The organism is Streptomyces longhuiensis, assembly GCF_020616555.1.
GTDB classification, from domain to species: Bacteria; Actinomycetota; Actinomycetes; order Streptomycetales; family Streptomycetaceae; genus Streptomyces; species Streptomyces longhuiensis.
Genome location: NZ_CP085173.1, coordinates 8,702,060 through 8,721,945 on the forward strand (window position 1 = coordinate 8,702,060; position 19,886 = coordinate 8,721,945).

Annotated in this window: 13 protein-coding genes; 9 read left to right on the top strand and 4 right to left on the bottom strand. The window is 72.4% G+C overall.

What is annotated here, in order from left to right; genetic code table 11:
• Window positions 1–11: 11 nt before the first annotated feature.
• The 4 genes from LGI35_RS39630 to LGI35_RS39645 all read left to right on the top strand — a co-directional run bounded on the left by LGI35_RS39630 (window position 12) and on the right by LGI35_RS39645 (window position 6,181).
• The gene (locus tag LGI35_RS39630; RefSeq protein WP_227299258.1) at window positions 12–1,667 is read left to right on the top strand and encodes an amidohydrolase; all 1,656 of its coding nucleotides are present in this window, start codon (window positions 12–14) and stop codon (window positions 1,665–1,667) included.
• 62 nt (window positions 1,668–1,729) lie between these two features.
• A complete protein-coding gene (locus LGI35_RS39635) occupies window positions 1,730–3,091 on the top strand; it encodes an MFS transporter (protein WP_227299259.1) in 1,362 nt (453 codons plus the stop codon).
• Complete coding sequence (locus LGI35_RS39640) at window positions 3,088–4,761, top strand: thiamine pyrophosphate-dependent enzyme (protein ID WP_227299260.1); 1,674 nt, start codon at window positions 3,088–3,090, stop codon at window positions 4,759–4,761. Before LGI35_RS39635 ends, LGI35_RS39640 begins: the two co-directional genes overlap by 4 nt.
• Window positions 4,754–6,181, top strand: a complete 1,428-nt coding sequence (locus tag LGI35_RS39645; RefSeq protein WP_227299261.1) for an aminobutyraldehyde dehydrogenase — start codon at window positions 4,754–4,756, stop codon at window positions 6,179–6,181. Before LGI35_RS39640 ends, LGI35_RS39645 begins: the two co-directional genes overlap by 8 nt.
• 29 nt (window positions 6,182–6,210) lie before the next feature.
• On the opposite strand, the gene LGI35_RS39650 is transcribed toward LGI35_RS39645, so the two are convergent.
• Entirely contained in the window at window positions 6,211–6,741 is a 531-nt protein-coding gene (locus LGI35_RS39650; RefSeq protein ID WP_227299262.1) for a hypothetical protein, read from the bottom strand.
• A gap of 262 nt (window positions 6,742–7,003) precedes the next feature.
• Between LGI35_RS39650 and LGI35_RS39655 the strand changes: the two genes are divergently transcribed.
• The 5 genes from LGI35_RS39655 (at window position 7,004) to nhaA (ending at window position 15,286) form a co-directional block, all read left to right on the top strand.
• The gene (locus tag LGI35_RS39655; RefSeq protein WP_227299263.1) at window positions 7,004–7,666 is read left to right on the top strand and encodes an HAD family hydrolase; all 663 of its coding nucleotides are present in this window, start codon (window positions 7,004–7,006) and stop codon (window positions 7,664–7,666) included.
• 75 nt (window positions 7,667–7,741) lie between these two features.
• Window positions 7,742–8,965 carry an acyl-CoA dehydrogenase family protein gene (locus LGI35_RS39660; RefSeq protein WP_227299264.1) on the top strand — a complete coding sequence of 408 codons (1,224 nt, stop codon included), beginning with the start codon at window positions 7,742–7,744 and terminating at the stop codon, window positions 8,963–8,965.
• A gap of 174 nt (window positions 8,966–9,139) precedes the next feature.
• Window positions 9,140–9,817: a TetR/AcrR family transcriptional regulator gene (locus tag LGI35_RS39665; protein WP_227299265.1), complete on the top strand. Its 678-nt coding sequence runs from the start codon at window positions 9,140–9,142 to the stop codon at window positions 9,815–9,817.
• A gap of 254 nt (window positions 9,818–10,071) precedes the next feature.
• Window positions 10,072–13,221, top strand: a complete 3,150-nt coding sequence (locus LGI35_RS39670) for a GH92 family glycosyl hydrolase (RefSeq protein ID WP_227299266.1) — start codon at window positions 10,072–10,074, stop codon at window positions 13,219–13,221.
• 163 nt (window positions 13,222–13,384) lie between these two features.
• Window positions 13,385–15,286: a Na+/H+ antiporter NhaA gene (gene nhaA, locus LGI35_RS39675; protein ID WP_227299267.1), complete on the top strand. Its 1,902-nt coding sequence runs from the start codon at window positions 13,385–13,387 to the stop codon at window positions 15,284–15,286.
• 10 nt (window positions 15,287–15,296) lie between these two features.
• On the opposite strand, the gene LGI35_RS39680 is transcribed toward nhaA, so the two are convergent.
• From LGI35_RS39680 to LGI35_RS39690, 3 genes are all read right to left on the bottom strand, one after another.
• On the bottom strand, window positions 15,297–16,460 hold the full coding sequence (locus LGI35_RS39680) for an ADP-ribosylglycohydrolase family protein (RefSeq protein WP_227299268.1): 1,164 nt from the start codon (window positions 16,458–16,460) through the stop codon (window positions 15,297–15,299).
• Between the two features lie 77 nt (window positions 16,461–16,537).
• Window positions 16,538–17,614 carry a serine/threonine-protein kinase gene (locus LGI35_RS39685; protein WP_264484703.1) on the bottom strand — a complete coding sequence of 359 codons (1,077 nt, stop codon included), beginning with the start codon at window positions 17,612–17,614 and terminating at the stop codon, window positions 16,538–16,540.
• Window positions 17,615–17,858: 244 nt separating this feature from the next.
• Window positions 17,859–19,817: a potassium channel family protein gene (locus LGI35_RS39690; RefSeq protein WP_227299270.1), complete on the bottom strand. Its 1,959-nt coding sequence runs from the start codon at window positions 19,815–19,817 to the stop codon at window positions 17,859–17,861.
• Window positions 19,818–19,886: the final 69 nt, after the last annotated feature.

A 19,886-nucleotide genomic window follows, 5' to 3' on the forward strand; every position in this document is an offset into this window, starting at 1 on the left:
GGACCCACCCCATGCTCCTCGATCTGCTGGTGCGCAACGCGCACATCCTCACCCTCGACGACGACCGGCCCACCGCCCGCACCCTGGGAGTCCTGCACGGCAGGATCGCGGGACTCGACGACGACGTCGAAGACCTGCCCGCGCGCCGCGTCCTGGACGCGGGCGGCGCCACCCTCGTCCCCGGCTTCAACGACGCCCACTGCCACACCGCGTGGTTCGGCCTCACCCTCGCCCAGCTCGACCTGTCCAAGGCCCGGTCGGTGGACGAGGTGTACGCCGCCGTCGCCGACCACGCCGCAGGCATGCCGCGGGACGCGTGGGTGATCGGCGCCGGACTCGACCACCACAAACTCGGCGGCGTCCAGCCGCACCGCGACGCCCTCGACCGCGCGGCGGGCGGCCGCCCCGTGTGGCTCAAGCACACCTCCGGACACGCCTGCGTCGTCAACTCACCCGTTCTGGAGAAGGCCGGCGCGCTCGCCGACGGGTTCGCCGACCCCACCGGCGGCGTCGTCGCCCGGGACACGGACGGGCGGCCCGACGGACTCCTCGAGGAGACCGCGCAGCAGCTCGTGCAGCGCCAGGTGCTGCCCTACCCCGTGGCCACCCTCGCCGACGCCATCGGCGCCGCCACCCGGCACTACCTCGCCGAGGGCATCACCAGCTTCACCGAGGCGGGCATCGGCGGCGGCTGGATCGGGCACAGCCCGGTGGAGCTCGCCGCCTACCAACTCGCCCGCGACAGAGGCGCGCTGCACACCCGGGCCCAGGTGATGGCCGCCTCCGACGTGCTGCACCCGCTCACCGCTCACGCCGACGACGCCATCACCCTCGGCCTCGACCTCGGCATGCGCACCGGCTTCGGCGACGACCGGCTCTCGCTGGGCCCCGTCAAGATCTTCCTCGACGGCTCGCTGCTCGGCCGCACCGCCGCCGTCACCGAACCGTTCTGCGGCTGCCCCCACGACACGTCCGCCACCGGCTACTTCCAGGACGACCCCGAGGCCATGGCCGACATCGTGGTGGCCGCCCACCGGGCCGGCTGGACCGTCGCGGCCCACGCCATCGGCGACCGGGCCGTCGACCTCGCACTCGACACCTTCGCCCGCGCCCAACGCACCCACTCACGCCCCGAGGTGCGGCACCGGATCGAGCACGCCGGAGTCGTACGCCCCGATCAGCTGGCCCGCTTCGCCGAGCTGCGGGCCGTGCCCGTGCCGCAGCACAACTTCCTGTACGCCTTCGGCGACGCCATGGCGGCGGCGCTCGGGCCGGAGCGCACCCCGTGGTCGTACCGGCTGCGTTCCCTGCTCGATCTGGGCGTTCTCGTGCCCGGCAGCTCCGACCGGCCGGTCGCTCCCGGCGCCCCGCTGCCCGCGATGCAGTCCATGGTGGAGCGCCTCACCGAGACCGGCGCGGCCTATGGCGCGGACGAGAGCGTCACGGCACTCGCCGCCCTGCGTGCCTGGACCGTCGGCTCCGCGCACGCCACCGGCCACGGCGACCGCAAGGGCGTCCTGCGCCCCGGACACCTGGCCGACTTCACCGTCCTGGACGCCGACCCCACCCGCGTCTCGCCGGACCGCATCGGTGCGATCCGGATCCTGGCCACCTCCGTCGGCGGCACCGTCGCCCACGACCCGCTCGGCCTGACCGCCTCCACCTGAGGCACCCTCCCCGCTCCACCGTCCCCCGACCGCCCAGCGGTCACCGTCCCCCGGGAGATTCCGTGAGCTCCAACAGCACGACGCCGCCAACGGGCCGCACCGTCGCAGGCGCCGCCGACATCAAGCGCCTCCTGTCCGCCGCGTTCATCGGCACCGCCCTCGAGTGGTACGACTACTTCCTCTACGGCACCGCGGCCGCGCTCGTCTTCAACAAGCTGTTCTTCCCCTCGCTCGACGCCACGACGGCCACCATCGCCTCCTTCGTGACCTTCGCCGTCGGCTTCGCGGCCCGGCCCATCGGAGCCGCGGTCTTCGGCCACATCGGCGACCGCTACGGACGCAAGGCCGCGCTGATCATCACGGTCGTCATGATGGGCGTCGCCACCGGCTGCATCGGCCTCCTCCCGTCGTACGACACCATCGGCATCTGGGCCCCCGTCCTGCTCGCCGTGCTCCGCTTCGTGCAGGGCATCTCGGTCGGCGGGGAGTGGAGCGGCGCGATGCTCCTGACCCTGGAACACACGCCGAAGGAGAAGCACGGAACCTACTCGGCGGTGCCCCAACTCGGTTCGCCCGTCGGCACGTTGCTCTCCAGCGGCGCCTTCGCCCTCGTCGGCCTGCTGCCCGACGACGCCTTCTACGCGTGGGGCTGGCGCATCCCGTTCCTCGCCGCCTTCGGCCTGCTCGTCTTCGCGCTCTACCTGCGCCTGCGCATCGAGGAGTCCCCGGTCTTCCGCGCCATGATCGAGGACGCCGAGAAGAACGGCCCCGCGCCCGCACCCCTCGTCGAGGCCTTCCGCAAGACCTGGGGCCGCATGATCATCAGCGTGCTCGCGGCCTTCCTCGGCATCGGCGGCTTCTTCCTGCTGACCACCTTCATGATCTCGTACGGCACCGAACAGCTCGGCATCGCCAAGTCCGTGATGCTCAACGCCACACTCCTGGCCGCCGTGGCCGAGATGGTCGTGATCTACATCGGCGGCCGGATCGCCGACCGCGTCGGCCCCTGGAAGGTGTGTGCCGTCGGCGGTGTGCTGTCCGTCCTGGTCGCCTTCCCCGTCTTCTGGCTCGTCGACACCGGCCAGACCGCCCTCGTCGTCCTCGGTGTGACGCTCGGCGTCGCCGTCATCTCCATCCCGTACGCCACCATCGGCGCCGTCGTCACGGACCTGTTCCCGGAGACCTTCCGCTACAGCGCCGTCGCCATGTCGTACAACCTCTCCGGTGTCCTCGGCGGCTTCGTCCCGCTCGTCGCCGCCTGGCTGACCGGCGTCACCGACGGCGCGTCCTGGGGTGTCGCACTCCTCCTCGTCCTCATCGCCGCCTGCACCGCGGCCGGCTCCTTCCTGGCCGGCCCGCTGCTCGGCAGCCGGTCCGCCACCCCGTCCGAGCACACCTCCGCACCTCAGAAGGCCACCGCATGACCCAGCGCCACCCCGCCCGTCCCGGCGGCCAGGTCCTCGTCGACCAGCTGTCCGCACATGGCGTCGAGACCGTCTACGGCGTGCCCGGCGAGAGCTACCTCGCCGCGCTCGACGCCCTGCACGACGCCCCCGTCCACATGGTGGTCTGCCGCCACGAAGGCGGCGCCGCCTACATGGCGGAGGCCCACGGAAAGCTCACCGGGCGCCCCGGAGTCTGCTTCACGACCCGGGGCCCCGGAGCCACCAACGCGCTGGTCGCCCTGCACACCGCCTACCAGGACGCCACGCCGATGGTCCTCTTCATCGGCCTGGTGCCGCGCGGCCACACCGACCGCGCCTCCTTCCAGGAGCTCGACCTGCGCGGCACGTTCGGCGCGAGCGCCAAGCTCGTCGAGACCATCGACGACGCCGCACGCATCCCCGAGTACGTCGCCCGCGCCTTCGCCGTCGCGAGCAGCGGCCGGCCGGGACCCGTCGTCCTCGGCCTGCCGGAGGACATGCTCACGGACGTCGTCCGCGTCGCCGACGCGACCCCGCTGCCCGTCCCCGGCGGAGGAGTGACCCAGGCCGAACTCATCCATCTGGAACGGCTGTTGACGACGGCCGAACGTCCCCTCCTCTTCCTCGGCGGCGGCCGCTGGACCCCGGACGCCCGCGCCGCCGTACGGGACTGGGCCGAGGCATGGTCCCTTCCCGTCGCCGTCGACTTCCGCTGCCAGGACCTCATCGACAACGAGTCCGAGGTGTACGTCGGCCCGCTCGGCTACGGACGCGACGACGTGCTCGCCCGGCGGGTCCGCGAGGCCGACCTGCTGCTGTCCGTCGGGACCGCGCCGGGCGACGTCCCGACCGACGGATTCACGCTGCTCCCCACCGACGGCACGGGACCGCGGCTCGTCCAGGCGCTGCCCGAACCACAGCCGCCGGGCGCCCTGTACCCCGCCGAACTCACCCTGCTCGCCGCCCCCGAGGCGTTCGCCGAAGCGGTGCGCACCCTGCGCCCCGGCAGCCCCCTGCCGTGGGCCGTGCGGACCAAGCAGGACAGGGCCGCCCATCTGGCGTTCCGCACCCCGGTCCCGGAGCACGATCCGCTCGACCTGGCCACCGTCTTCGCCACCCTCGACGACCGGCTCCCCGCGGACGCCGTCATCACCTTCGGCGCCGGCAACCACGCCATCTGGGCGCAGCGCTTCCTCACGTACCGCGACGGCACACGCCAACTCGCCCCGCGCAACGGGTCCATGGGATACGGCATACCTGCCGCCGTGGCCGCCGCGATCCACGATCCGGACCGCCGGGTCGTCTCCGTCGCGGGCGACGGCTGCTTCCTGATGAACGGTCAGGAGCTCGCCACCGCCGTCGCCGAGGGCGCCAAGCCGCTGATCATCGTGCTCAACAACGCCAAGTACGGCACCATCCGCCAGCACCAGGAGCAGACCTACCCGGGACGGGTCAGCGGCACCGCCCTCGGCAACCCCGACTTCGCCGCGTACGCCCGAGCCTTCGGCGCCCACGGCGAAACCGTCACCGTCACCGGCGAGTTCGGGCCCGCGCTCCAGCGGTCCCTCGACAGCGGCAAGGCCGCCCTCATCGAGCTGAAGGTGACCGAGGGGCGCCTCGCCCCCGGCGTCACCGTCGCCTCCCTGCGCAAGGAGAGCTGCCATGTCTGACCTGACCCTGCACAACATCGTCGACGGCCGCGGCGCCGAGGTCGCCGACCGCATGGAGCTGACCGACCCCGCCACCGGCGAGGTCTACGGCACCGCGCCCCGCTCGTCCGCCACACACGTGGACGCGGCCGTGGCCGCGGCACGGCGCGCCCTGCCGGCCTGGCGTCGCAGCACCCCGGCCCAGCGGCAGGAGGCACTCCTGCGCCTGGCCGACCTGGTGACCGAGCACGCGGACCGGCTGGTCGACGCGGAGGTGCGCAGCACCGGCAAGCCGCGAGAGACGACCCGGATCCTCGAAGTCGGCCGTGGCGCCGACCAGTTGCGCTTCTTCGCGGGCGCCGCCCGGGTCCTGGAGGGCGTCGCCGCCGGCGAGTACGCGGAGGGTCACACCTCGTACGTCCGCCGCGAGGCAGTGGGCGTGGTCGCCCAGGTCACGCCCTGGAACTATCCGCTGATGATGGCCGTGTGGAAGCTCGGCCCCGCGCTCGCCGCGGGGAACACGGTGGTTCTCAAGCCGTCCGACACCACCCCGTGGTCGACCGTCCTGCTCGGTGAACTCGCCGCGCGCGTCCTCCCGCCGGGCGTCGTCAACATCGTGTGCGGCGACCGGGACACCGGACGCGCGCTCGTCGCCCACCCGGACGTCGACATGGTGGCCATCACCGGCAGCACCCGGGCCGGCTCCGAGGTCATGGCCGAGGCCTCCCGCGAGGTCAAGAACGTCCACCTGGAGCTGGGCGGCAAGGCCCCGGCCGTCGTCTTCGCCGACGTCGACCCCGTCCGCACGGCCCGCGCCCTCGCCGACGCCGCCTTCTTCAACGGCGGCCAGGACTGCACGGCCGTCACCCGGATCCTGGTCCAACGCGAGTCCCACGACGCCCTGTTGGCGGCTCTCGTCGACGCCGCACGCGACACGGCGACCGGTGCGCCGGACGAGGACGCCTTCTACGGCCCCCTCAACAGCGCCGCCCACGCGGCACGCGTCGAGTCCGTCATCGCGACCCTCCCCGAGCACGCGCAGGTCGAGACAGGGGGCGCGCGCCTCGACCGCCCCGGGTACTTCTTCCCGCCCACCGTCATCTCCGGCGTCCGGCAGGACGACGACGTGGTGCAGGGTGAGATCTTCGGGCCCGTCGTCACCGTCCAGCCCTTCGACACCGAGGAAGAGGCCGTCGCTCTGGCGAACGGCGTCGACTTCGGCCTGGCATCCAGCGTCTGGACCGCCGATCTGGGGCGCGCCATGCGGCTGAGCGCCGAGCTGGACTTCGGCTGCGTCTGGCTCAACTGCCACCAGGTGGTCCTGGCCGAGATGCCCCACGGCGGGTACAAGCAGTCGGGCATCGGCCGTGACCTGAGCCGCTACGGCTTCGACGACTACACGCGGATCAAGCACGTCATGGCCGCGCACGCCGCGCCCTGACGCGCACCGCCGTTGCCGCGCTCGGCCTGCTACTTGATCAGTGCGTTCGCCACGACGACGATCAGGCCGAGCAACGCGTCGCCCAGGCCGAGGAACAGCGACCTGGCCCACGTCCGGCCGCTGGCCCGCGCCGCCGTCAGACCCCAGCCGAAGAGCAGGGCGACGTTGAAGCCCAGGGCGACATACTCGATCCCCGAGTAGTTCCACCAGCCGAGCCCCGCCCCGAAGAGCATCACGAGCGTCGGCAGGGTGGCGAGGAGCAGCGGCCATTCCTCCGCGAGCGCCCGCACCGCGGTGAACGCCCCGTGGTGGGTCTCGTCCCCGCGCCGGGCGATGAGGTGCGCGTACCCGTGCGCCAGGGCCGAGGCGCACGCGGTGATCAGGAGCCACTTGGCGTCGTACAGGCGGTCCGCGCGTGACGAGCGCCCGTACGGGGTGAGCGCGGCGACCATGGAACTGGCGAGGACGGCTCCGTAGACGCCGCCGAACAGCACGTTGGGCCGGGCGGCGCCACGGCTCAGGGCGCGGCCGCAACGGCGGAGGGTCTGGCGGGTGTTCATGACGGGATCCTCGGGGGCGTCCGTGGGGCGCTGTGCCTGGGTGACGGGGTGGGCGGAGAGGGCCGGCAGGCAGGGGCGAGTGTTCGGCTGTCCGGCCACTTTCGCCCGGGGCCAGTGGGGGTGGGCCGGAGCGACACGCGTGGAATGTGCCGGTTTCTCCGGAGTGCCGAGATGGCCTGGCGGGGGTGCGTGTCATTGAAGTTGAGTCCGGGTTCAGGTACGTTGCGCATGCCTGCCGAATCCGCGACCAGGAGGCTGCCTCTTGAGTACCCGAATCAGCGCTGTCCTCTTCGACTTCGGGGGAGTGCTGACCACCAGCCTGATCGAGGCGTTCGAGGCCTTCGGCGCCGCGCTCGGCGTGGACCCACGGCTCCCGCTCCGGCTGCTCGCCAAGGACGAGCGCTCCAGCGCCCTCCTCGTCGAGCACGAAGAAGGCCGGCTCGGCCAGCGTGAGTTCGAGGACGGTTTCGCCGAGCGGCTGCGCGCCCACGGTGCCGATGTCCAGGGGCCCGGCCTCCTGTCCCTGATGCAGACGGGACTGCGCCCCGACCCGGCGATGCTCGACCTCGTCGCCGAGGTGCGGAACGCGGGACACCGCGTGGGCCTGCTCTCCAACTCCCTGGGCGACGACTGCTACGCGGGCTTCGACCTGGAGTCCATGTTCGACGCCGTGGTCATCTCCGGCGAGATCGGCGTACGCAAACCGTCCCGGCGCGCGTACGCCATCGCATGCGAGCGCCTGGGCGCCGAGCCTGCCGAGACCGTCATGGTCGACGACCTCGAACACAACATCGTCGCGGCCCGACGCGCCGGCCTCGCAGGCATCCTCCACCGCGAAGCGGCCACGACCGCCGTGGAGTTGAGGGCCCTGCTGCACCAGGACGTGACGACAGCGACACCGCAGGCAGCACCGACAGACGCGTAGCACGGCCCCCGTTCCCGCCGGCCGTGCCGCGCTGCCGCGCCGGTCCCTGAATCCATCCCCCGTGAGGAGAACCACGTGTTCGAGCTGACCGACAGGGCCAAGGAGTACCAGGAGAAGCTGCTCGCCTTCATGGACGAGCGGATCTACCCGGCGGAGCCGGTCTACGAGGCGCAGATGGCGGAGTCGGGCGATCCGCACTTCCACCCGCCCATCCTCGAAGACCTCAAGGCGGACGCGAAGAAGCGCGGGCTGTGGAACCTCTTCCACCCCCACCCCGAGTGGGGCCCCGGACTCACCAACCTCGAGTACGCCCCGCTCGCCGAGATCATGGGCCGCAGCGCGCACCTGGCCCCCGAGGCCACCAACTGCAACGCGCCGGACACCGGCAACATGGAGGTGCTGACGCTCTTCGGCACCGATGAGCACAAGGAGAAGTGGCTCAAGCCGCTCCTCGACGGCGAGATAGCCTCCGCCTTCGCGATGACCGAGCCCGCCGTGGCGAGCTCCGACGCCACCAACATCCAGCTCCGGATGGAGCGGGACGGCGACGACTACGTCCTCAACGGACGCAAGTGGTGGACCTCCAACGCCCTGCACAAGAACTGCAAGGTGCTCATCGTGATGGGCAAGACGGAGCCGGAGGCCGCGACGCACCGTCAGCAGAGCATGATGGTGGTGCCCATCGACACCCCCGGCGTCACCGTCCTGCGCAACCTCCCCGTCTTCGGATACAAGGACCGCGAGGGGCACGCCGAGGTCGTCTTCGAGGACGTCCGGGTGCCGGTCACCGCGCTGCTCGCCGGGGAGGGCGACGGCTTCATGATCAGCCAGGCCCGCCTCGGCCCCGGCCGCATCCACCACTGCATGCGCGCCGTCGGCATGGCCGAGCGCGCCCTCGACCTGATGATCGACCGCGCCCAGGCGCGTACGACCTTCGGCGAGCCCGTCGCGAACCGCGCCAACGTGCAGGACTGGATCGCCGAAGCACGCATCGAGATCGACATGGTCCGGCTGCTCACCCTCAAGGCCGCGTACCTGATGGACACCGTGGGGAACCGGCACGCGCGCACCGAGATCGCCGCGATCAAGGTGGCCGCGCCGGAGGTCGCGCTCAAGGTGGTCGACCGGGCCATCCAGGTGCACGGCGGGGGCGGCGTCTCCGACGACTTCCCGCTCGCCAGCATGTACGCGCATCTGCGCACCCTGCGCCTCGCCGACGGCCCCGACGAGGTCCACAAGCGCACCATCGCCATGCGGGAACTGCGCCGCCGCGAGCCGCAGTGGGGCCGCACCAGCTGACGGTCCGGCCTCCGGTGCGGGGCCCCGCAGGGCCCAGGGAGGACGGAGGCGATCGGCGCACGCGGGTGTGCGAAGATCGCCTCGCTCCCGTACGGCCGGTCGTCGGCGCGCGCAGTGCCCGGCGGGCGGAACCGGCGAGCAGCAGCAGAAGCCAGCAGAGGAAGGCCCCACGACATGACCACCCGCGGCCACGCACCCGACGGGGAGGGCATCCCCTCGCTCGCGGACACCTCCGCACTGCGGGAACCCCCCGCCACCGCGCGCGGCGCCCGGACCCGCGCAGCGCTCGTGGCCGCGGCCCGCGTCGTGTTCGAACGGGACGGCTACCTGGACTCGCGCCTCACCGACATCACCGCCGAGGCCGCCTGCTCGACCGGCACCTTCTACACGTACTTCGCCGGCAAGGAGGAGATCTTCCAGGCCGTGCTCGAAGTCGCGCAGGACGACATGCTGCACCCGGGCATGCCGCGCCTCGACCCCGAGGACAGCTCGCCCGTCGGCGTGATCGAGGCCAGCAACCGGGCCTACTTCGAGGCGTACAAGCGCAACGCGAAGCTGATGCTGATCCTCGACCAGGTCGCGGCGGGCGACTCCGGGTTCCGGGAGGTCCGGCGGCGCCGGAGCCGCGCGTTCGCCGACCGCAACGCACGCGCCATCAAGGACCTCCAGGACCGCGGGCTCGCCGACCGCGACCTCGACCCCCTCATGGCGGCGCGGGCGCTCTCGGGCATGGTGAGCCGCATGGCCTACTACGCGTACGGGCTCGGTGAGGACCACACGCTCGACGAACTGGTCGAGACGTCCACCGCGCTCTGGGCCAACGCCCTCAAGCTGGACAGGACCGCCGAGTGACGCGACAGGACCGCCGGGCAGGGTGAGTCGCGGCGGCCCAAGGGGCAATCACCGCAAGCCTCTTGACGAACAACACCCGCTCCCGGAGTGTGTGGTGGCTGAGCCGCCCATATTCCACGGAGGCATGTGTGACTCGTCCGAGAAGTCGTAGAACCCGCAGCGCGGCGGCCGCCGCACTGGCTGCCGGGTTGTTGATGGGGGCGTCGACGGTGGCCTCCGCCGATCCGACAACGTTGTCAGCAGCTAAGACAACGTTGTCTATCTCATCCAACTCACCCGCCACCGCCGCGAAGCCGTCACTGGTGGACGACCCCGCCGACTACGTGGACCCGCTCATCGGCACGGGCCGGGGCGGCGCGAGCGTCGGCGAGATCAACAACTTCCCGGGCCCCGCGGCCCCGTTCGGCATGATGCAGTTCTCGCCGGACACGGCAGGCTCGTACGCCGGGTACCAGTACCACAGCGACAAGATCCGCGGCTTCAGCCTCGACCACGCCTCGGTCGGCTGCACGGCCTTCGGCGACGTGCCGATCCTGCCCGTGACCGGAGACGTCGGCGCAGCCCCGTGGGACCGGACCGAGTCCTTCTCGCACGACGACGAGAAGGCCGAACCCGGCTACTACGCGGTCACGCTGGGGGACTCGAAGGTGCGGGCCGAACTCGCCGCCACCACGCGTACGGGACTGGCGCAGTTCACGTTCCCCGAAGGGGCGGACGCGGCCCAGGTGCTCGTGAAGGGCGGCGCCAGCCTCTCCGGCAACAAGCGCGCCGACCTGCGCGTCGTCGGCGACCGGCAGGTCACCGGATCCGCGACGACCGGCAACTTCTGCGGCAAGGGCAACGAGTACACCGTCCACTACGCGATCACCTTCGATCGCCCGTTCACCGCACACGGCACCTGGGACGGCAAGACCGTCTCCAAGGACAGCGACACCGTGGACGCCCCCAAGGCGGGCGCCTACCTCACCTTCGGGACGGCCGACTCGCGCACGGTGCGGGCCAAGGTCTCCATGTCGTACGTCTCCGTGGACGGCGCCGAGGCCAACATGGCGGCCGAGGTGCCCGGCTGGAGCCTGGACGCCCTGCACCAGCAGACCCGCGACCAGTGGGCCGCCACGCTGGGCAGGATCCGCGTCGCCGGGCGCGACACCGGTGAGCTGAAGACGTTCTACACCGCGCTGTACCACTCGCTGATGCACCCGAACACCTTCAACGACGCCGACGGACGCTACATCGGCTTCGACGACAAGGTGCGCACGCTGCCCTCGGGCCACAACCAGTACGCCAACTTCTCCGACTGGGACACCTACCGCTCGCTCGCGCCCCTCCAGGCGATGCTGTGGCCGAAGCAGGCCAGTGACATGGCGCAGTCGCTCGTCAACGACGCCGAACAGGGCGGCTGGTGGCCGCGCTGGCCCCTGGCCAACGACTACACGGGGCAGATGACGGGCGACAACTCCGTCCCGCTCATCGCCAACCTCTATGCCTTCGGTGCCCGCGACTTCGACCTCAAGAAGGCGCTGAAGTACCTGGTCAAGGGCGCCACTTCGGTGGACGACACCCCAGGTGCGTACAAGGAGCGGCCGGGGATCGGCGAGTACGTCGAGCGTGGCTACATGCCCAACAACGACGCCTCGCGCGGCGACCACCAGCGGGTGGGCGGATCCGTCACCCTGGAGTGGGCGATCGACGACTTCGCCATCGCGCAGCTCGCGAAGGCCGCGGGCGACAAGGACACCGCCGCGACCTTCACCCGCCGGGGCCAGAACTGGCAGAACATCCTCAACCCCGCCACCGGCTACCTCCAGCCGCGCGGCGAGGACGGCCGCTTCCCGGACGGCCCGGCCTACCAGCCGCCGCCCCCGGGCAAGTTCGGCCAGGACGGCTTCGACGAGGGCAACGCGGCGCAGTACAACTGGCTCGTCCCGCAGAACACCGAGGGTCTGATCGCGGCCATGGGCGGGCGCGACGCGGCCGCCGACCGACTCGACACCTTCTTCACGAAGCTGAACGCGGGTCCGAACGAGCCCTACATGTGGGCGGGGAACGAGGTCGACTTCGGCGTGCCGTGGGTGTACAACCACCTGGGCATGCCGTGGAAGACGCAGCAGGCCGTGCGCGACGTGGCCACCACCCTGTTCAGCCCCACGCCCGACGGCGAGCCCGGCAACGACGACCTCGGGGCCCAGTCCTCCTGGTACGTGTGGGCCGCGCTCGGCGTGTACCCGTCGACACCCGGCACCCCGGATCTCGCCGTGCACAGTCCGCTCTTCGAGCACGCGGTCCTCGATCTGCCGGGCAAGGGGCGGGAGTTGGACATCCGCGCCCCGCAGGCGTCCGCCGACGCGCCGTACGTCCACGGGCTCGCGCTCGACGGCCGCACCTGGGAGCGCACCTACCTCCCGCAGTCCGCGGTGAAGGACGGGGCGCGCCTCGACTTCACGCTGTCCGGCACGCCGGACAAGACCTGGGCGACGTCCGCGAAGGCCGCGCCGCCCTCGTACCGCTCGGGTGAGCGTTCCTTCCTCGCGAGCGCGACGCCCAACGCGGCGTCGGCCGTTCCCGGCGGAGACGCGGCGAAGGTCACCGTCCACGGTCAGCGGCTGGCCGGGCACGACACGTCGCTGACCGTCACCACGAAGGCCCCTGAAGGGCTGACCGTCTCGCCCACGGGCGGGCCGCTCGGTCTCGACGCGAAGACCGGTTCGGGTGAACTCGCCCTGTCCGTGAAGGCCGCGGCCGGCACGGCCGAGGGCTATTACGAGATCCCGGTGACCGTCCGTGGGAAGGGGGCCGGCGACAAGCCCGTTCAGCTGTCGGTGTTCGTGCTCGTCGCCCCCGAGGGCGGTCTCGCGGCCGCGTACGACAACACCGGTTCCTCCGACGACGCCGACCGCGGCCAGGGTGACTACGACGGCGACGGCAACACCTACTCCCGTCAAGGGCTCGAAGCCGCCGGTCTCAAGGGCGGCACGCGCGTCGAGGTGGCGGGCACGTCCTTCGTGTGGCCCGCCGCGCCCCAGGGGCGGCCCGACAACGTCGCCGCCGCGGGTCAGCGCATCGACCTGGCGGACCGGGCGAAGGACGCCGGGAAGCTGCTGTTCGTGGGCTCGGCGACGCACAGCGACCAGCGCGGCAGCGCCACCGTGACCTTCACCGACGGCTCCACCGCCACCGCGGATCTGTCGTTCGGCGACTGGACGCTGCCGGGCGGCGGGACGGACCCCGTCTTCGGCAACACGACCGTGGCCCGCACCGACCACCGCAACCAGTCCGGGGGCGCCGGGCCCGCCGCGTACGTCTTCGCCACCAAGCCCTACGACGTGCCGGAAGGGAAGCACATCAAGAGCGTGACGCTGCCGGACAACGGCAACCTGCACGTGTTCGCGGTCGGCCTCGGCTGACGTCGACCGGTCCGTTCGAGTGCCCGCCCCCGGGCGGGCACTCGAACGCGGTCGCCGTGTCGATTCGTCCGGGCCGCCGTGCGTCAACTACCGTCTCACCGCGCTCGGGCGCTCGCCCGAGCAGCCGCCGGCCATGGTCCGCGCGGGCCATCGAGAGACGGGAATGCCGCCGATGAGCTCGGGGTTCGACGGGCAGACAACGTGCGGCGACGAGCTGCGCACGCCGCTGCGCGACTTCCTGCGCACCGAGACCGGCAGCGCCTCCGTGCTGCTGGCCGCGGCGCTCGCGGCCCTGGCCTGGGTGAACATCGACCCCGGCACGTACGAGGACTTCTGGGGGACGCACTTCTCCGTGCGGGTCGGTTCCGCCGGAGTGTCGCTGGACCTGCGGGAGTGGGTCAACAGCGGCCTGATGACGATGTTCTTCTTCGTCGTCGGCCTGGAGGCGCGGCGTGAGTTCGACATGGGGGAGCTCCGCGAACGCCGGCGCGTCACGCTGCCTCTCGTCGCGGGACTCAGCGGCATGGTCGTCCCCGTCGCCGTCTACCTGGCCGTCAACGCCGGACAGAGCACGGCCCACGGCTGGGGCGCCGCCATGTCGACCGACACGGCGTTCGCCCTCGGCATGCTGGCCCTGCTCGGCAACCGCCTGCCCAGCAGCCTGCGCATCTTCATCCTGACCGTGGCCGTCGTCGACGATTTCGTGGCGCTGATCGTCATCGCCGTCGCCTACAGCGGCCAGATCGACGTCCCCGCCCTCCTGGTGGCACTCGGCCTGTTCTGTGTGATCTTGCTGGTACGGGCCACCGGCACCCGGCGCGGCTGGGTGTACGCGCTGTTGGCCGTCGCGACCTGGGTGGCGCTGCTGGAGTCGGGGGTGGACCCCGTCGTGACCGGCCTCGCGATGGGGTTGCTGACCTCCGCGTACCCCGCGAGTCGTACCGCGCTGGAGCGGGCGAGCGGCCTGTTCCGGCTCTTCCGCGAGCAGCCGACCCCCGAGCTGGAGCGGTCGGTGCGACTCGGCCTCGCGTCGGCCTTGTCCCCCAACGAGCGGCTGCAGCGCCTCTACCACCCGTGGACGAGCTATGTGATCGTGCCGCTGTTCGCCCTCGCCAACGCCGGCATCGAGATCAGCGGCGGCGAACTGGCCCGCGCCTTCAGCTCGCCGATCACCCTGGGCATCCTCATCGGCTACGTCCTGGGCAAGCCGCTCGGCATCGTCGGCGCCTCCTGGCTGACGACGCGGCTCAGCCGCGGCCGGCTGCGCCCGCCCGTCGGCTGGGGCGCCACCGCGGCCGGGGGAGCCATCGCGGGTGTCGGGTTCACCGTGGCCCTGCTGATCGCCACTCTCGCCTTCGACGGCGACCAACTGGCCGAGGCGAAGATCGGCATCCTCAGCGCGGTGGCCGGCGCGTTCCTCATGACCTGGCTGGTCTCCTGGGTCATCGCAATCCTGCCCCGCCCCACCCGGATGCGGGCGCTCCTCGGAACGGCCGAGGGCATCGTCGACCTGGCCGTGCCGGTCGACCCGGACCGCGACCACGTGCGCGGACCACGGCACGCGCCCGTGACGGTCGTCGAGTACGGCGACTTCGAGTGCCCCTACTGCGGACAGGCCGAACCCGTCGTGCGGGAGCTGCTCGCCGGCTTCGGCGACATCCGCTACGTGTGGCGGCACCTGCCCTTGAACGACGTGCACCCGCACGCCCAGCTCGCGGCGGAGGCGGCCGAAGCGGCGGGGGAGCAGGGCGCGTACTGGGAGATGCACGACCTGCTGTTCACCCACCAGGACGCCCTGCGGGCCCCCGATCTCCTGAAGTACGCGGGGGAGCTCGGCCTGGACACCGACCGGTTCCACAAGGACCTGCGGGCGCACAGCGGCGGGGGACGGGTCGCGGAGGACCTCGAGTCGGCCGACCTCAGCAGCGTCTCGGGCACGCCCACGTTCTTCGTCAACGGACGGCGCCACCACGGGGCGTACGACATCGACGGTCTGTCGGCGTCGGTGCGGGCGGCCAAGGAGCGGGCGGTGCTGGCCGGCAGGCGCGGGTCCCGGCGTCAGTAGTGCCAGGGCGTCAGTAGTTCCAGGGGCGCTTCTCGCCGGGCCGGATCTCGGCCGCGATGTCGTCGCCGAGCCGGGCGACGGTGGTGCGTCCCTCGATCTCGGTCAGCCACTGGTGCGGCAGGTGTACGTCGCCGTGCAGTGCGCCGAGGATGTTGCCGCACACGGAGCCCGTGGAGTCGCTGTCGCCGGAGTGGTTGACCGAGAGCAGGAACGCGGCCTCGATCGGTGTGCGCGGGGGCTTCGGGTTGCACACCGTGCCCTCCTTGCCGACGTAGAAGGTCTGCGGCCGGGTGCGGGCGAGCGCCGCGTACACGCCGATGGCGAGGGCCTCCTCCGCGACCCAGCCGGCGCCGAGCGTCTCCACCTTCTCGGGGGTCGCCTCGCCCTCCTCCTCGGCGAGCGCGACGGCCCGGCTCAGCGCGGCCGTGGTCTCCTCGTGGCCCCGGTAGCCGGAGAGCAGGCGCAGGGTCAGCAGCACCGCGCCCTCCAGGGACTCGCCGTCGACGAGGTGGCTGATGAGGGCGGCGAACGCACCGGAGGCGAGATAGCCGGTGGGGTGTCCGTGCGTGATCTGGGCGCACTGGGCGGCGAGTTCGAAGGACCGGCGGGCGCCCAGGTCCGTCAGGCCGAAGGGCGCGGAACGCATCACGGCGCCGCAGCCCTTGGAGTCCGGGTTCACCGGCCCCGGCTCACCGGTGGGCTTCCCGTACGGGTCGGGGGTGAATCCCGCTGCGACGCCGCTCAGGCAGGCGTTGCCGGGCGCGCGGCGCGCGTACAGCCAGGGCTCGTGCCGCAGCCACCCGATGCGGTGGCGCAAGTCCTCCTCGGGCAGCGGCCCGGGGTGGTTCTGCGTCTCCAGCCACCGCAGGTACGCGTCGTGCACGAGGGCCGCCTCGGCGCCGCCGATGCCCCGGTCCCGGGTGCGGCAGTGTCCCCGCAGATGCCCCTCGGCGGTGAACAGCGTCATCTGGGTGTCGTCGCTGACCCGGCCCGTCACACCGTCCGCGTCGGCCACCAGGCCGGTGACCCCGGCCGCGCCGTGCGTGGCGCGGAGGGCGTCGAGGGAGAGGAACTCGACGGGGTACCCGAGCGCGTCACCGATCGCGCCGCCGAGGAGACAACCGCGTACGCGGCTGCGGTGGACGGCGAGATCGGCCCAGGAACGGGTGTGCACGGTGAGCTCCATGGTGGTCGGTCGAAGGCGTCGCACCCATCATCGCGCGAGCGTGTTCCGCCGGGACGGGCGCCCCGTCAGCGCGCGGACGCTGAGGGCGAAGGGGTGCCCGTCGGTGCGTTCGCGGCACTGTCGTCGGGGGCGAACCACGCCATGCCGATCAGGAGGGACGCGACGAACAGAGCGGCCGCGGCGACGGCCCCGATGATTCTCGGTCTGCGTCTCGCCGCCTCCAGGACGCCGCCGCGCCGTGCCGCCCCGCGGCGCGCCGCCCGGCCGGACGACGGCAGCTGGTAGGTCGTCGACGTGGTCCGGATCTCCGGGGAGGTCCGGAAGTGGGGAGCGGGTGTCGGCGCGGGCGCCACCGGCACGGGCTCCGGGAGGGGTTCGGGGCGGCCCTGCCAGGAACCCGTACGGAACCAGTCCGTGACCTCCTGGGCCGTCGGCCGGTCCTCCGGCTGCTTGGCGAGCAGACCGAGCAGATAGTTCTCGAACGACGGAGGCAGCTGGACGCCGAGCCGGCCCGGGGCCACCGGCGCGGCGTCCACGTGCTGGTAGAGCAGGCCGGTCGCGGTGTCGGCCCGGAACGGCGGGTTCCCGGTCAGGAGTTGATACAGCACGCAGCCCAGCGAGTACACGTCGGACGCCGGGCCCGCGTTCTTGCCGAGAGCGCGCTCGGGCGCGAGGTACAGGCCGGTGCCCACGATCTGCCCGGTGGTGGTGAGCCCGGCGGCGGGATCGTCGAGGAAGCGGGCGATGCCGAAGTCGCCGAGCTTGACCGTGCCGTCGGGGGTGAGCAGCAGATTGCCCGGCTTGATGTCCCGGTGCACCACCCCCTGGCGGTGGGCGGCGGCGAGCCCGGCGGCCGCACCGGCCGCGATGTCCGCCACCCGCTCCGGCGTCAGCCGCGCGCCGCCCGCGGTCTCGTGGGCCAGACTGCCGCCCTCGACGAGTTCCATGACGAGGTAGAAACGGTGCTCCCAGGAGCCGAAGTCGTAGACACCCACCACGTGCGGATGGCTGAGCGACGCCGAAGTCTGCGCCTCCATACGGAACCTGGCCGCCGCCGAAGGATCCGCGTCCTGGGCGATGAGCAGCTTCACGGCCACGGTCCGGCCGAGCATCTCGTCGGTCGCCTGCCACACCTCACCCATACCGCCGCGGCCTATGGCCTTGTGCAACCGGTACCGATCCGCCAGCAACAACCTGCGCACCACCCTTGAAAGACAGCCCCGTCAAATTGGTTGCCACGGAACGAAGTTCGCCCCGCGCGAGCGCGAGGACGAGCGGGAGGGGTGTGGCGGATCAAGGATAAGGCGCGCGGAGAGCCGATGATCACACGTGGCCGGGTGGCCCGTACGGAAGGCGAGGGGTGGTGATCACACGCTCGCGGTGCTCCTAGGAGTCTCCGGCGCGGGTACGGGCCAGGGGGCCGTGCCGCAGGAGTTCCGCCAGGCCGCGGCGCGTGGCGGCCAGCACCACGCGGTCCTCCGGACGCAGCACGTACCCGGGGTGAAGGTCCCACACGAGGCCGGTCGGGCGGTCGGGGTCGTCGTCGGTGGGGGACGCGGCCAGGTCGGGGCGGCGCTCGCTCGGCGCCGTGGCGTCGAGGGCGATCACCCGCCAGGAACCGGCCCGGAACGTGTCGGCGACGGTCCGGCCGTCGAGCAGCGGATGTCCTGCCACGTCGAGGGCGGCGAAGAGCAGGACGCTGCGCTCGACGGGGATGGCGCCGAGGATCTGGCGGCCCATCATGGCGCCGGCGAACGCGGGCGCTGCGAGGGCGGAGACACTCCGGCTGCGGGTCAGGGCGCGGGGATGCGCGGAGCGGAGCGTGCGGTAGACGGCGGTCGCGAATCCGTCGTCGAACAGGCGCAGCGCCACCCGCAGGTCGGGCTTGACCGACCGCGCGTGCAGCGCGGCCTCGAGGTTGGTGATGTCGCTGCTGGTGAGGGCGAGCAGGGCGTGGGCGCGGTGCACCTTGGCCGCTTCCAGGACGCCTTCCTGCGTGACGTCACCGATGACGGTAGGTACGCGCAGACGGCGGGCGAGGGCGACGCCGCGCGCCTCGGGGTCCTCCTCCACGCACACGACGGGGATGCCGAGTTCACGCAGGCGGGCCAGGACGCGGGTACCGATCTTGCCGAGGCCGAGCAGCACGACGTGGCCGGAGAGACCGCGCGGCGGGCGGCGCAGGGCCGACGCCGTCCGGAAGGTGCCGAGGGCTTCGAGCACGGCCGCGAGCAGGACGGGCAGCAGGAGCAGTCCGGCGAGCCCCGTGAGGAGTTGGAGGAGCTGGCGGGCGAGCGGCTCCCCGATCGCGGGGTCGTCGATGGCGAACAGGTCGAGGAGCGTGAGGTATCCGGCGTGCAGCGGGTGGTCGCCGGTGGTGGCCCAGGACGCCACGGCCAGGCCGAGGACGCTCGTGACGAGTCCGGCCAGGGACAGGCGCAGCCGGCGCGAGAACAGCGAGCTGAGGGGCATACGGCGGCTGGTCGTGCGGCCGTTGGGTGCGGCGACCGTGGGGGAGACGGCCTCCAGGACCACCGTGCCGCGCCCGGTGGCCGCGGCGACGGTGCGTTCGTCGGGCAGCAGCAGCGGGCCCTCCGCGCCGCCCACGTCCGAACCCTCGGCGCCCGCCGGGTCGTTGGCGGTCGCGGACAGCAGGGCGAGGGTGCACAGTCCGGGGTCGGCGACCTCGCCACGGCCCGGCGGGGTGCGCTCCACGGCGCGCAGCAGGAGCCCGTCGGCCTGGACGACCTTGCTGGTACCGGCGACGGCAGTGGCCGCGAGCGCCGGCGCCGCGGTGTCGGCGTCGGACAGGACGGTCGTCGTGGTGTCCAGCGCCTCGGGGTCGACGCCGGGGGCGGAGAGCGCGGCGGCCTGATCGAGGAGGTGTTCCAGGTGCTGGCCGAGCTTGCGGTTGTAGAGCCGGATGACCAGGCGCAGCTGGGGGTTGAGACGGCGGGCGGCCAGGGCGGCCCGGATGTTGGTCTCGTCGTCGCCGTGGACGAGGGCCAGTGCGGCGGCGTCGGCCACGCCCGCCTCGGCCAGCGCCTCCTCGTCGAGTTCCGGTGCCTCCAGGACGCGGGGCGGCGGAACGCTGTCGTCGGCCGCGGCGGACACCGTACGGTTCACGACCGCCTGCATCCGCGAGAGCAGCGTGGCAGCCCGCGCCCGTCCGGCGGGACCGGCGCCCTGCCTGGTGACGCGGACGAAGGGCACGACGACCGTGACCCGCTCGCCGTAGACGGCGCGCAGTTCGGCGGCGAGCCGCTCGGCGAGCGCGTCACCGCCGCACACGATCATGTGGCCGGTCGGCGGGGCCTGTTGAGGCTGGCGGGGCAGGGTGGTCATGGCAACAGTCAAGTGGACGAGAGCGCCGGAACGCACAGCGGGCCCTGATTGTGTGCAGGTGGGCGTGTT

What these genes read in the sequence shown, in the direction of transcription:
- LGI35_RS39630 (WP_227299258.1), top strand. Translation starts at nt 12, where the DNA reads ATGCTCCTCGATCTGCTGGTGCGCAACGCGCACATCCTCACCCTCGAC.
- LGI35_RS39640 (WP_227299260.1), top strand. Translation starts at nt 3,088, where the DNA reads ATGACCCAGCGCCACCCCGCCCGTCCCGGCGGCCAGGTCCTCGTCGAC.
- LGI35_RS39645 (WP_227299261.1), top strand. Translation starts at nt 4,754, where the DNA reads ATGTCTGACCTGACCCTGCACAACATCGTCGACGGCCGCGGCGCCGAG.
- LGI35_RS39650 (WP_227299262.1), bottom strand. Translation starts at nt 6,741, where the DNA reads ATGAACACCCGCCAGACCCTCCGCCGTTGCGGCCGCGCCCTGAGCCGT.
- LGI35_RS39665 (WP_227299265.1), top strand. Translation starts at nt 9,140, where the DNA reads ATGACCACCCGCGGCCACGCACCCGACGGGGAGGGCATCCCCTCGCTC.
- nhaA (WP_227299267.1), top strand. Translation starts at nt 13,385, where the DNA reads ATGCCGCCGATGAGCTCGGGGTTCGACGGGCAGACAACGTGCGGCGAC.
- LGI35_RS39685 (WP_264484703.1), bottom strand. Translation starts at nt 17,614, where the DNA reads ATGGGTGAGGTGTGGCAGGCGACCGACGAGATGCTCGGCCGGACCGTG.
- LGI35_RS39690 (WP_227299270.1), bottom strand. Translation starts at nt 19,817, where the DNA reads ATGACCACCCTGCCCCGCCAGCCTCAACAGGCCCCGCCGACCGGCCAC.